The organism is Gordonia sp. Z-3 (genome assembly GCF_036233855.1).
Lineage (GTDB): Bacteria > Actinomycetota > Actinomycetes > Mycobacteriales > Mycobacteriaceae > Gordonia > Gordonia tangerina.
Window position 1 is genome coordinate 38,778 of sequence record NZ_JAZARS010000002.1, and the last position, 13,652, is coordinate 52,429.

Annotated in this window: 11 protein-coding genes; 8 read left to right on the forward strand and 3 right to left on the reverse strand. The window is 67.1% G+C overall.

Going from position 1 to position 13,652, the window contains the following annotated elements; genetic code table 11:
- Positions 1–102: 102 nt before the first annotated feature.
- Positions 103–1,014, reverse strand: coding sequence for a TatD family hydrolase (locus VX037_RS02150; RefSeq protein WP_287015538.1), 912 nt, complete (start codon positions 1,012–1,014; stop codon positions 103–105).
- Complete coding sequence (locus VX037_RS02155; protein ID WP_235725312.1) at positions 1,011–1,856, reverse strand: PhzF family phenazine biosynthesis protein; 846 nt, start codon at positions 1,854–1,856, stop codon at positions 1,011–1,013. The genes VX037_RS02150 and VX037_RS02155 overlap by 4 nt, the downstream gene beginning before the upstream one ends.
- A gap of 177 nt (positions 1,857–2,033) precedes the next feature.
- On the opposite strand from VX037_RS02155, the gene VX037_RS02160 reads away from it, so the two are divergent.
- The 7 genes from VX037_RS02160 to VX037_RS02190 all read left to right on the forward strand — a co-directional run bounded on the left by VX037_RS02160 (position 2,034) and on the right by VX037_RS02190 (position 11,181).
- Positions 2,034–2,948, forward strand: a complete 915-nt coding sequence (locus VX037_RS02160; RefSeq protein WP_328713058.1) for an oxygenase MpaB family protein — start codon at positions 2,034–2,036, stop codon at positions 2,946–2,948.
- 228 nt (positions 2,949–3,176) lie between these two features.
- Positions 3,177–3,878, forward strand: a complete 702-nt coding sequence (locus VX037_RS02165; RefSeq protein ID WP_235725310.1) for a GntR family transcriptional regulator — start codon at positions 3,177–3,179, stop codon at positions 3,876–3,878.
- A gap of 79 nt (positions 3,879–3,957) precedes the next feature.
- Positions 3,958–4,668, forward strand: a complete 711-nt coding sequence (locus VX037_RS02170) for an HAD family hydrolase (protein ID WP_235725309.1) — start codon at positions 3,958–3,960, stop codon at positions 4,666–4,668.
- An 11-nt stretch (positions 4,669–4,679) separates the two neighbouring features.
- Entirely contained in the window at positions 4,680–7,019 is a 2,340-nt protein-coding gene (locus tag VX037_RS02175; protein WP_235725361.1) for a glycoside hydrolase family 65 protein, read from the forward strand.
- A gap of 77 nt (positions 7,020–7,096) precedes the next feature.
- A complete protein-coding gene (metG, locus tag VX037_RS02180; protein WP_287015540.1) occupies positions 7,097–8,674 on the forward strand; it encodes a methionine--tRNA ligase in 1,578 nt (525 codons plus the stop codon).
- A complete protein-coding gene (locus VX037_RS02185) occupies positions 8,671–9,876 on the forward strand; it encodes an aminodeoxychorismate synthase component I (RefSeq protein ID WP_328713059.1) in 1,206 nt (401 codons plus the stop codon). The genes metG and VX037_RS02185 overlap by 4 nt, the downstream gene beginning before the upstream one ends.
- A gap of 123 nt (positions 9,877–9,999) precedes the next feature.
- The gene (locus VX037_RS02190) at positions 10,000–11,181 is read left to right on the forward strand and encodes a helix-turn-helix domain-containing protein (RefSeq protein ID WP_287015541.1); all 1,182 of its coding nucleotides are present in this window, start codon (positions 10,000–10,002) and stop codon (positions 11,179–11,181) included.
- Here the strand turns inward: VX037_RS02190 and rsmI are convergent.
- Complete coding sequence (gene rsmI, locus VX037_RS02195) at positions 11,081–11,980, reverse strand: 16S rRNA (cytidine(1402)-2'-O)-methyltransferase (protein ID WP_287015542.1); 900 nt, start codon at positions 11,978–11,980, stop codon at positions 11,081–11,083. The genes VX037_RS02190 and rsmI overlap by 101 nt on opposite strands.
- A gap of 38 nt (positions 11,981–12,018) precedes the next feature.
- Here rsmI and VX037_RS02200 point away from each other — a divergent pair, with 38 nt between their 5' ends.
- Positions 12,019–13,623 (forward strand): dolichyl-phosphate-mannose--protein mannosyltransferase, encoded by a 1,605-nt coding sequence (locus VX037_RS02200; protein WP_372475275.1) that lies wholly within the window; start codon positions 12,019–12,021, stop codon positions 13,621–13,623.
- Positions 13,624–13,652: the final 29 nt, after the last annotated feature.

Below are 13,652 nucleotides of genomic sequence, written 5' to 3' on the forward strand. Positions count from 1 at the left end.
CGCTCATCAGCGACCCCGAAACCCCCGGACGGCACAGCCCTCTCTGGCCGGAATCGCTGCCCCCAGGCAGCGGGATCACAATACGATAACGAACAGGCGTGATTACTGCAAAGGCAGTCGGTAGACGCGTCGTGCGTTGGCGCCCAGGATTCGCGCCATCGCCGCATCGTCGACACCCCGGACCTCGGCCAGCGCGCGGGCCGTATACGGCAGGCAATAGGACTGATTTGGCTGGCCACGATAGGGATGCGGCGTCAGAAACGGCGCATCGGTCTCTACCAGGACCTGCTCATCGGGCACGATTTCGGCGGCCACACGCAGTTCGGCGGCGTTGGCGAAACTCACAGTGCCGGCGAAACTCAGGACGTAACCGCGATCGACGCATTCCTGTGCAACGTTTCGGTCACCGGAGAAGCAGTGCATGATCACGGTCTCTGGCGCCCCCTCCGCGGCGAGGATGTCGAGCAGATCGGCGTCGGCCTCGCGGTTGTGGATCATCAACGGCTTGCCGGTGCGCTTGGCGAGGTCGATGTGCCACCGGAACGCCTCGGCCTGTACATCGGGCGCAGCACAGTCGTCGGACCGACTCGGCCAATAGTGGTCCAGGCCGGTCTCCCCCACTGCGACGACCCTCGGGTCCGCCAGCATCCGCTCGAGTTCGGCCTTCGCGTCGTCGTCGAGTTCGCCGGCATGCGTCGGGTGCAGGGCCACCGCGGCAAACGCCCGGTGGTCCCATGCAGCGGCCTCGACGGCCCACCGCGCATCGATCATGTCGTCGGCGACCGTGATCACCTGCCCGACGCCGACCTGTTCGGCGTGATCGAGGATCGCGCGCACCGATTCCGGGTCGCGGCCGCCGCATGCGGCCAGGTGGGTGTGTGCGTCCACCAGCCCCGGCAGCGGCACCGGGTCCGGCGGTGGTTCCCGCCGACGACGTTTGCGTGCGGCCTTGTTGCTCTCGGTAGCGGCGACTCCGGCGGCTTCCGCGTCGGCGATCTCGGCTGTCTCGCTCACAGCACCACTGTGCCAGCGATGACCGTGGTGGTCGCACCGCCCACCCAGATGTCGGTACCGTCGTCGGAGACGTGAACGCGCCCTGCCCGGTCCAGCGCGGTGCCCTGAGCGGTGACGTAGCCGGCGGGCGCACGGCCTGCCTGGCGCAACCAGACGGCCAGGCCCGCGTTCAGACTCCCGGTCACCGGGTCCTCGGGAATGCCGCTACCGGGAACGAACGCGCGGACCTCGAACAGCACCTCGGGTTCGTCGGGCAGACCGCCCGAGTACGGGCCGATCAGGCCCACGTCGTGTGTGCCGAGCGCGGCCATGTCGGGTCTGACCTCCAGCACCCGGCCCCCGGACGGCAACAGCAATGCCAGGAAATCGGGGCCGTTGGAGACCCATTCGGCCGCGATCACCTCGTCGGGGTCGAGGCCGAGCGCATCAGCCACCGACCGCACCGTCGCCTCGTCGACGGGTCCGGAGCGGATGCGGGGCGGGGCGACGAACGCCAGTCGACCCTGCTCCGACCGGATGGACACCAGCCCGACGCCGCATTCCTGCACGATGCGGTCACCACTCGGCACGCCGCCGGCCTCCAGCCACGCGTGGGCCGAGCCGAGGGTGGGATGCCCGGCGAACGGAAGTTCACCGGATGGGGTGAAGATGCGCAGACGATAGTCGGCGGCGGGATCGCTCGGCGGCAGCACAAACGTCGTCTCCGAGAGGTTGGTCCAGCGCGCGAACGAGGCCATCTGCTCGTCGGTCATCCCCTCGGCATCGAGTACGACCGCGACCGGGTTGCCGCGGACGGGCACGGTCGAGAAGACATCCACCTGAGCGAAGCGACGAGTCGTCATCGCTCCATCCTCACGATCCGGCCATCGCACATCCAGTTCTTTATCCAGCGCCGATGGCCGGTTTCGCGGTTTCAGGTTTCATATATGAAACCTGGTGGGATAACCTGCCAGGTGCGCGACATAGATCACAGTCACGGTCGGGGTGACTGTGCGGTATGCAGAACAGGGGGCCACATCATGGCGGGGCGATATCTGGCGTCCATGGCGGACACCACACCGGAGTTGACGAACGCACAGACGCGGATCACGATCCCCGCGCGTAGGCAACGGGTGACCACCGGTCGCAAGCCTGCACGAATTCAGGAGGCGGTCGACTTCTGGGCCTTCGCCGGCGCAGCGGCCAATGTGGTCATGCAGCTCGGGTGGCCCGAGGTCGCCTACGGCGTGATGGAGAGCAAGGTCGAGTCCGGTTCGCTGATGAAACATCCGTGGAAACGGGCGCGCACCACCGCGCAGTACCTGTCGGTGGCGATCCTCGGCGACGACGAGGAGAAGGCGGCCTTCCGGGACGCGGTCAATGCCGCCCATCGACACGTCCGCTCGGACGAGAAGAGCCCGGTGGCATACAACGCATTCGATCGCGAACTCCAGATGTGGGTCGCGGCATGCCTGTTCGTCGGGATCGAGGACACCCATCAACTGCTGCACGGGATCATGAGCCCGGCCGACGCCGAGGAGTTCTACCAATCGGCCAAGACTCTGGGGACCACGCTGCAGGTGCCCGACGACATGTGGCCGGCCACCCGAACCGAATTCGATCACTACTGGAACGTCGCCAGCGGTCGCGTCGCCATCGACGAGACGACGAAACGGTTCCTCAACGATCTCATCGAGCTGCGGATGATCAGTCCGGCGCTTCGGGTCCCATTCGCCCCGCTGCTGCGCTTCCTGACCATCGGGACCCTTCCGCCGCTGTTCCGCGAGCAACTCGGACTCGAGTGGAGCGCGCGAGACCAACGACGTTTCAACCGACTCTTCGCGACGGTTTCCACCGCCAACCGCGCGTTGCCGAAGCCGATCCGGTTCGGCGGGAACCGCCTGCTGATGCGCGACCTGCGCCTTCGCATCAAACACGATTGGTCGGTGGTCTGACACCGGGCGGCCCTGCAGAGGGCGCTATGTCCGGCAGTCCTCGATCGATCCAGCAGATCTCGACGACCCACCGAACTCGATCACCCATTCGGGCGCCGGAAAAAGTACCGTTGTCGATGGACCCGTGGTCGACGGGCGACGACGGGCGCAACGGCGATGCACGACGGCGGCATCACGAGTGAAAGAGAAGTTCGTGGATCACGATTCCCGCGACGGGCAGCAGACGGCATGAGTCGCGTGTCGCTACGCCGCACCCAGCTCACCGACGAGGTGGCCGATCATCTGCGCAACCGGATCATGACCGGCAGCCTCCGTCCCGGCGAGTACATCCGCCTCGATGACACCGCGTCCACGCTCGGCTGCAGTGTCACGCCGGTGCGCGAGGCGCTGGTGACCCTGCGCGGCGAGGGCCTGGTCCGATCGTCGCCACATCGCGGATTCATCGTCGAGCCGCTCAATCGCGGCGACATCATCGACATCTTCTGGATCCAGGCCGAACTCTCCGCACGGTTGGCCTGCCACGCCGTCGACAACTCTGAACTCGGGGTGCATCTGGCCGAGATGCAGACCATCGTCGATCAGCTGGAGCTGGCGGTGGACACCGGTGACGACGCGCAGGTACTCAATCGGGAGTACGCATTCCATCGTCAGGTGAACCTAGCCGCCAACAGCAAGAAACTCGCGTGGTTCGTGTTCTCGGCCAGCAAATACAACCCCTACGACCTCTACGCCCGCGATACCGAGTGGGGGCACGAGGCGGTCGCCAGTCATCGCCGCCTGATCGACTACTTGCGATCGGGCGACACCCGAGCGATTCGCGAGGAGATCCACACCCAATTCGCCGCCGCGCGCGACCGATTGGTGCAGCGGTTGGAGTCGATCGGTTTCTGGGACGACATCGATTCCGACACCGCCGCCTCCTCCGCCTGAGTCACGGCCGCACGTGCGCTGAGTCCGAATACCCGCGCACAGCGCGCCAGCACCCGCTCGGACAGGTAGCGTTCGTGGGGTGTTGGGTTTGCCAGAAAGCACCTCGGTCGCACTGTTCGATCTCGACGGTGTGCTGACGTCCACAGCCGTCCTACATCGCGACGCATGGAAGCAGGCGTTCGATGCCTTCCTCTCCGAACGGGATCCCGAGAACTTCGAACCGTTCACCGAGCAGGACTACCTCGACCACGTCGACGGCCGACCGCGCGACGACGGTGTGCGCGCATTCCTGCGGTCGCGCGGGATCGACGACGTCGATGACGACACCGTCGCCGCGATCGGGAACGGCAAGAACGCGATGTTCGTGTCGACCCTGGAGACCAACGGTGTCGATCCCTACCCTGGGTCGGTGCGATACCTCGAAGCAGCCCGGACCGCCGGCCTGCGGATCGCCGTGGTGACGTCGTCGAAGAACGGAGCAGCTGTGTTGGATGCGGCCGACCTGACGAAGTTCGTGGAGGTGAGGGTGGACGGCCTCGACATCGTGTCGCGCGGACTGCGCGGTAAGCCGGCGCCCGATTCCTTCCTGCTCGGCGCCGAACTCATGGGGGTGACCCCCGATGAGGCCGTGGTGTTCGAGGATGCGATCTCCGGTGTGCAGGCGGCCGTGGCCGGAAAGTTCGGCTATGTCGTCGCGATCGACCGGGTCGGCGGCGGACAAGCCGCAGCGATGCGCACGGCAGGTGCCGACCGGGTCGTGACCGATCTCGACGAGTTGGTCTCCGCGTGAGCCCGGGCGCCATGGAACACGGGTTCGACGTCCACCCGTGGCAGCTGCGCTGGCGTGGCGTCGACGTCGACATGCTGGGTCGCACCGAGACGCTGTTCGCACTGTCCAACGGCCACATCGGTTTACGAGGCACGTTCGAAGAGGGCGAGCCGATCGACCACCCGGGGACCTATCTGAACGGTTTCTACGAGCTGCGCGGACTGCCCTATGCCGAAAGCGGCTACGGCTACCCGGAATCCGGGCAGACCGTGGTGAACGTGACCGATGGCAAGATCATCCGGTTGCTCGTGGAGGACGAGCCGATGGATCTGCGCTACGGCCGCACCGTCGAACACGAACGAACGCTGGATTTCCGCACGGGCACACTGCGCAGGCACACCCTGTGGACCTCGCCGACCGGCCGCACGGTCCGCATCCGCTCCGAACGGCTCGTCTCCTTCACCAAGCGCACCATCGCTGCCATCCACTATGAGGTGGAGCCGATCGACGAGGACATGAAGCTGGTGCTGCAGTCGGACCTGCTCGCCAACGAGCCGGTGCCGGCGCCGGGCAACGATCCCCGGCTCGCGGCCGCGCTCGAGGCCCCGCTGGTGTCCGACCTCTCGGCGTGCCGCAACTACTGGGGCATGCTGGTTCACCACACCAAGCAGTCGGGTCTGCACATCGCGGCCGGAATGGATCACGAGATCGAGTTCCCCGACCGCGCCGACGCCTTCATCCGCGCAGACGACGACCTGGCCCGCCTGACCGTGGCGGCGAACGTCCCGCAGGGCACCAAGCTGTCGCTGACCAAGTACATGGGTTACGGCTGGTCGGCGCGCAGGTCGGTACCGGCCCTGCGCGCGCAGGTCGACGCCGCCCTGGCGATGGCGATGGAAACCGGTTGGGAGGCACTCAAAGCCGACCAGATCGAGTATCTGGAGGACTTCTGGCGCGACGCCGACGTGGAACTCGACGGCGATCCCGAACTGCAGCAGGCGGTGCGTTTCGCGCTGTTCCACGTGCTGCAGGCCGGTGCGCGCGGCCAGTCCCGTTCGATCCCGGCGAAGGGCCTGACCGGTCCCGGCTACGACGGCCACACCTTCTGGGACACCGAGAGTTTCATTTTGCCGATGCTCACCTACACGGTGCCCGCCGCGGCCGGCGAGGAGCTGCGTTGGCGGCACTCCACAATGGACAAGGCCAAGAGTCGCGCGGCCGAACTGGGACAACGTGGTGCCATGTTCCCATGGCGATCAATCAACGGCGACGAGTGCTCGGGGTACTGGCCGGCGGGCACGGCAGGCGTGCACGTGAGCGCCGACATCGCCAACGCGACGGCCCGGTATCTGCGCGCCACCGACGACGAGCAGTTCGAGACCGAGTGCGGCGTCGAACTGCTCGTGGAGACCGCCCGGCTGTTCGCGGGTCTGGGACACCACGACGTGAACGGCAAGTTTCGTATCGACGGCGTGACCGGCCCGGATGAGTACACCGCGGTGGTCAACAACAATGTGTTCACCAATCTGGCTGCGCAGCAGAATCTTCGGGATGCGGTGGCCGCTGTGCACCGACGACCCGACCTGGCGCGCGAATACGGGGTGACCGACGCCGAGGCCGCCCACTGGGAGTCCTGTGCCGACGACATGTCGATCCCGTTCGACGACGCCCTCGGCGTCCATCAACAGTGCGAATCATTCACACTGCTCGGCGCATGGGATTTCGAGTCGTCGGTGGGGCGTTACCCGCTGCTGTTGAACTACCCGTACTACGACCTCTACCGCAAACAGGTTGTCAAGCAGGCCGACCTGGTGTTCGCCATGTACATGTTCGGGGCGGCGTTCACCCCGGAACAGAAGCTGCGCAACTTCGACTATTACTATCCGTTGACCGTGCGGGACTCGTCGTTGTCGGCGTGCTGTGAGGCGGTGGTCGCCGCCGAAGTCGGCTACCTCGACCTGTCCTACGACCTGATGTGCGAGTCGGTGTTCACCGACCTGCACGATCTGCACAACAACGTATCGAGCGGGTTGCACATCGCAGCGCTGGCCGGCGCGTGGACCGACTGCGTTGCGGGGTTCGGCGGGATGCGTGACTTCGGCGGCCAGATCACCTTCGCGCCGCGGTTGCCGAGTCGTCTCACCTACCTGTCGTTCCGGATGGCGGTCGGCGACTCGAAGATCGTCGTCGCGATGGATCGCGACAGTGCCACCTATCGGCTGCTGTCAGGCCCCTCGATCGACCTCGCCCATCACGGCGAGAAATTCTCCCTGCACGAGGCACATCCGGTCACCAAGGAGATACCCGAACTTCGCAAGCGTGACGCACCGAAGGCCCCACCGGGCTGCGAGCCGTACCGTCGCAACGAGTGAGCAGGCGACGACCGGGATCCGTCGATGGCGGTACGGGCGATGCGCGAGACAGGCCACCAAGTATCCTTGGCGACACCATGACCGACTCGACCCGCACCGAATCCGCTGATCACGCCTCATATGGCGCCGGCCGGCCGTACTACATCACCACGGCCATCGCCTATCCGAACGGCGTCCCGCACATCGGCCACGCCTACGAGTACATCTCGGCCGACGCCCTCGCCCGATTCAAGCGTCTCGACGGCTATGACGTCCGCTTCCTCACCGGCACCGACGTGCACGGCCAGAAGATGCAGCAGACAGCGGCAGCCGAAGGCATCGCCACCGCGGAGCTCGCCGACCGCAACTCAGACCGGTTCCAGGCCCTGCAGGTGCGGCTCGGGTCGAGCTTCGACCGCTTCATCCGGACCAGCGACGCCGACCACAAACGCGCATCGGAAGCCATCTGGCAGCGGATGACCGACGCGGGCGACATCTATCTCGACACGTACTCGGGCTGGTACGACGTCCGCGACGAACTGTTCTACAGCGACGCGGACACGACGATCGCCACGGACGGCAGCCGGGTCGCCACCGACAATGGGCACGTCCTGACCTGGACCGAGGAACAGACCTATTTCTTCCGGCTCTCGGCATATCAGGACAAGTTGCTCGACCTGTTCGCGACCAACCCGGAATTCCTCGGGCCCGAGGCCCGCCGCAACGAGATCGTGAGTTTCATCAAGGGCGGTCTCACCGATCTGTCCATCTCCCGCACCACTTTCGACTGGGGTGTTCCGGTCCCCGGTCATCCCGAGCACGTGATGTATGTGTGGGTCGATGCGCTCACCAACTATCTGACCGGTGTCGGATTCCCCGACGACGAGGCCGCATTCGACCGGTACTGGCCCGCCGATCTGCACGTCATCGGCAAGGACATCATCCGGTTCCATTGCGTCTACTGGCCGGCATTCCTGATGAGCGCAGGTATCGATCTGCCCCGACGGGTGTTCGCCCACGGCTTCCTGTTCAATCGCGGGGAGAAGATGAGCAAGTCGGTCGGCAACGTCGTCGACCCGGATGTGCTGATCGACGAGTTCGGCCTCGATCCGGTCCGGTACTTCTTCCTGCGTGAGTTCTCCTACGGGCAGGACGGTTCGTACTCCACCGAGGCCATCATCAGTCGGATCAACGCCGATCTCGCCAACGAGTTCGGCAATCTCGCCCAACGCACGCTGTCGATGATCGGCAAGTACTTCGACGGTGCAGTGCCTGCGGCCGGTCCCCGCACCGACGAGGATGCGGCGCTGCTGGACCGGGTCGCGCAACTCCTCCCCCGGGTCCGCGATCACTTCGACGCACAGGCCATCCACCTCGGCATCGAGGCGCTGTGGTCGGTACTGGCCGAGACCAACCGCTACATCTCCGCCAACGAGCCGTGGAAGCTCGCGAAGACCGACCTCGAGCGCACGGCGACCGTGCTCTACGTCTGCGCCGAGGTGGTTCGCGTGGTGGCCCTGCTGGCCCAGCCGGTGATGCCCGCCTCCACCGGTCGCATGCTCGATCTGCTCGCGGTTGCTGCCGACGGACGACAGTTCAGCGCGGTCGACGACCATCTCGTCGCCGGTACCGCTCTGCCCAAGCCGGCGCCGATCTTCCCGCGTCACGAGGCGTGACGACCCCGGCGCTCGATGTTCTGCGTGCGCTGCACGCACATACGGCCGCGGCCGGAATGCCACCACCGGCCGCGCTCGTCGGCGACTGGTGGGATGCCGACGCGGTCATCGCACCGTCGATCCGACTGCGACCGGGATTCGCCCCGCCCGATGACCCGGACCGTTTCTGGCTCGGCTATCTCGGCTTTCCGGTACGCGCCACCGAGTCGCCGCTGCCACCGGCCGTGGGTGGGATGACCGACGAGATCCTGGTGTTGCGCGGGGGCCGCTGGACCCACCAGCACGTCGACGGAGCGGCGTGCGCGTCGTGGATCGCGAACGCGCTGGACTCCGGCCCGACCAATGCCGACCCAGAAAATGCCACCGCGGCCTGGTCGGCGCGGTGGCAACCACCGGCACGCGAACCCCATCTGGCCGCCATCGATGCCTGTCTCGAGGCGATCCGCGCCGGTGAGGTCTACCAGGCCTGCGTGTGCACCCACTTCACCGGCGTCCTCACCGGCGAACCACTCGAGTTCTTCGGCGACATCACGGCCGCCACTCTTCCCGCGAAAGCCGCTTTCCTGCAGGGAACGTGGGGGACGGTGGCAAGCTTTTCACCCGAGTCGTTCCTGCGCCGGACCGGCAACCTCGTCTCGTCGGCACCCATCAAGGGCACTCGGGCAGCCTCTGCCGACCCGAGCTCACTGGCCGACTCAGCCAAGGACGTCGCCGAGAACGTCATGATCGTCGACCTCGTCCGCAACGACCTGGGCCGGCTCGCGCGTACCGGATCGGTGCGTGTCGCCGATCTGCTGTCGGTGGTCGCCGCGCCCGGGGTGTGGCATCTGGTCTCGCGGGTGGAGGCGCTGGTCGATCCCGGGGTGGGCAACACCGAGTTGCTGCGGGCTACCTTCCCACCGGCGTCGGTCACCGGTACGCCCAAGTTGCGCGCAATGGAGTTGATCGCCGACTGGGAGCAACAGGCGCGTGGCGTGTATTGCGGCGCAGTCGGAATGGCCGGGCCGGGCCACGCGCTCGATCTCAATGTCGCCATCCGGACCGTCACGGTGACCCCCGACGGATCGGCCGCTCTCGGTGTCGGCGGTGGCATCACCATCGATTCCGACCCGCACCACGAATGGCAGGAGTGCCTCGACAAGGCTGCCAGCATCGTCGGCGAGGTCGGTGGCCGATCCGGCCGAGCGAACTCCCTGCGATAGCATGTGAGAATGCGAGGTTCCATACTTCCCGGTACGGGAGGTACGGGGTCGGCTCGCGGTCGGGGTGATGAATCAGCGATAGAGGTCACTGCCGAATTGCCGGTGCCGACCGAACGTACCGGAGTGGCAGCGTCCTGGCGGCGTGTCAGTGCGGCCGGCGCGCGGGCAGATCAGCATGCTCCGGTCCATCTCGAGACTTCCGACGTCGAGATCCGACAGGCGGCCAATCCGTTGGCTGTCGGGGTCGAACGGCTGCAGCAGATCTTTGCCGACAGCGCCGACGACTCCGAACTGATGATGGGGGTGTTCGACGCCGATGGAGTGTTGCTGTGGCGCGGCGGAACCCAACGCTGGCTCGACGTCGCCGACACCCTGGAGTTGGTGGAGGGCAGCCGGTGGGACGAGCAGTCCACCGCCACCACCGCCGTCTCGTTGGTGATGACCGAACACCGCTCGATCCGGGTGGTCGGCACCGAACACTACAACCACGCGCTGCAGTCGCTGTACTGTGCCGCGGCCCCTGTCCACGACCCCCGGACCGGGGTCTTGACCGGCATCGTCGGCTTGGCCGGGCCGGCGACCGCAGTTCAGCCGTCCTCCACCGCCTTCGCCACCAGTCTCGCTGCGCTGGGTGAACACGAGATCGCCGCCGCCCACGCCCGTTCGCTCGCGGAACTGCGCCGGAGCGCCGGAGCGAGCCTCGCCGGAATCCGCGGGCCCGCTCTGCTGGTCGATCGCGATGGATGGGTCGCCGACAGCCGGGGCTGCAGTTCCCCTGCGGCCGTCGCGGCACCGTCGGAGGACGTGCCGCAATTCGTCCCCGGCATCGGGAGCTGCATCGCCCAGCCGGTCGGCACCGGGTGGCTGTTGCGCCGCGTCGGTCCGGCGAACCCGATCGTGGCCTCACTCGACCTGCGTGGGGAACCGTCGCTGACCGTCGAAGGTGACGGCGACGAGTGGCGCACGGTGTTGACCCGACGTCACGCGCAGATCCTGCTCCTGCTGGCCGAGGCCGCTGATTCGGGTCTCACTTCGGCCCGACTGAGCCGACTGATATTCGGCGACACCGGCCACACGGTGACGGTGCGCGCCGAGATGTCCCGGTTGCGCCGTGCGGTTGGAGCCCTCATCACCAGCCGGCCTTACCGACTCGCACCCGGGGTCACCCTGCACGTCGCGACCGACCAACCCGACCAGGGCGCCGTCATCGATCGGGCTCCTGCCGACGCCGCTCCAGCACCGCCTGGTACACCTCACGTCGGGAAGCACCGCCGGCGTGGGTCACCTGCGCACACGCATCCTTGAGGCGCATGCCGCCGGCCACGAGGCGCTCGACCTCGTCGACCAGTTCGGTGGCGTCGGGCGCCCGCGCGATGGCTCCCTCGACGACCACGGTGATCTCCCCGCGCACGCCGTCGGATGCCCACTGCGCGAGTTCGGCCAGTGTGCCGCGGCGGATCTCCTCGTAAGTCTTGGTCAATTCCCGGCACACCGCGGCGCGGCGATCGGGTCCCAGCACGTCGACCGCGTCGGCCAGGGTGTCGGCGAGCCGATGGGGTGAGTCGAAGAAGACGGTCGTGCGAGGCTGGTCGGCGAGGCCGGCGAGCCAGTCAAGCCGCGCACCCGGGCGTCGGGGCGCGAAACCGTCGAAGCAAAAGCGCTCCGACGGCAGCGCCGACACTGCCAACGCCGTCGTCACCGCCGACGGCCCCGGTAGGCAGGTGACCCGAAGCCCGGCCTGCGCGCATGCGGCGACGATGCGGTAGCCGGGATCGCTCACCGAGGGCATGCCCGCGTCGGTGATCAGCAGCACTGTCGCCCCCTCGGAGACAGCGCCGACCAGCCCGGGCGTGCGGGAGGCCTCCACCTGGTCGTAGTAGCTCACCAATTTGCCGCCGATCGACACCTCCAGCGCGTTGGCCAGCGCCCGGGCCCGGCGGGTGTCCTCCGCGGCCACGATGTCGGCCGACGCCAGCGCGGCGCGAAGTCGCGGCGAGGCGTCCTCGACCTGCCCCATCGGAGTCGCCGCCAACAACAGGCAGCCCTCATCGTCGTCGGATGGGTGTGGTGTCGGTGCGCCGGCCGGGTGTCGTCCTGCATTCATCATCAGTCAGCTTACGAGGGACCACTACGATCGATCGGGTGACCGACTCCGCCGTCCTCGACCGAGACTCACCGACCGACGGCGACCTCCCCGCACCTGTCGACCACGGCCGGGCCGAGGACCTGGGCACCGCGCCCGGCCCGTCGATCCCGACCCCGGTGTTCGGGGCCCCCGACCGCCGGCGCGGTCTGCTGGTCGGGGTGGTGATCGCGGCCGTGGCCACCATCACCCGACTCTGGGGGCTGGCCCGGCCGACCGATCAGGGCACACCGGTCTTCGACGAGAAACACTATGTCCCCCAGGCCTGGCAGGTACTGACCGGCGGCAACTGGATCGAGGACAACCCGGCCTATGGGCTCGTCGTCCATCCCCCGGTGGGCAAATGGTTGCTAGCGGCCGGTGAGGCGATGTTCGGCTACGGGCCCGTGGGCTGGCGGATCGCCCCGGCTGTCGCCGGCATCGCCATCGTGGTGATGATCTACTGCACGGTTCGCCGTATGACGCGCTCGACGCTGGTCGGCGCCATCGCCGGGGTGTTCGCCATCTGCGACGGCGTGCTGTTCGTCCAGTCCCGGATGGGGATGCTCGACATCTTCCAGGCGGCGTTCCTGGTGGCGGCGTTCACCGCGCTGATCGCCGACCGTGATCAGGTCCGAGCCCGGATGCATCGGGTTTACGTTGAGGGCCGGATCACCGACAGCGCGTTCGGCCCCCGGCTGGGGTTTCGCTGGTACCGCTTCACCGCCGGGGTCATGCTCGGCCTGGCCTGCGGTACCAAGTGGTCGGGCGCGTACTTCGTGGTGTTCTTCGCACTCCTCGCAGTCGGTTTCGACGTGGCAGCGCGCAAGGCCTATCACGTACGACGCCCCTGGCTCGGGGTACTGCGGCGCGATCTGTTCCCGGCCGGGATGAGTCTCGCAGTGCTGCCCGTCGTCCTGTACTTTGTCACCTTCATACCCTGGTTCAACAGTGAGACCGCGGTCTACCGATACGAGGTGGGCAATCAGATCGGGGTCGGCGGCTCGTTCTCCTGGGTACCGGGCGCGTGGCGCTCGTTCTGGTTCTACGAATCGGGCATCCTGCAGTTCCACGCCGGCCTCACCAACTCGGCGGGAAACCACCACCCGTGGGAATCCAAGCCGTGGACCTGGCCGATGAGTTTGCGGCCGATGCTGTACGCCATCGAGAACGGCCCCGACCAGTGCGGGGCAGGCGAGTGCGTCCGCGCGCAGATGCTGATCGGGTCGCCCGCGATGTGGTGGTTGGCCCTGCCGATGGTGCTGTGGGGGTTGTGGTCATGGATCGTGCGCCGCGACTGGCGATATGCGGCGGTACTCACCGGCTACCTGGCCGGACTACTGCCGTGGTTCGCCGACCTCGACCGCCAGATGTACTTCTTCTACGCAACGGTGATGGCACCATTCCTGGCGATGGGGCTGGCACTGGCCTGCGGCGACCTGCTCCGCACCGCAGGACGAACGGCCCGATGGCGCCCCGAACGCCGCACCCTGGCGGTGCTCGTCGTCGCCGTCTACGTGGCACTGGTGGTGGTCAACTTCATCTGGCTGTGGCCGATCCTCACGGCCAGTCCCATCTCGCCGGCGCAGTGGCAACAGCAGATCTGGTTGCCCAGCTGGGGCTGAGTGGTGCTGTTTACCGACGGGGCCACTGG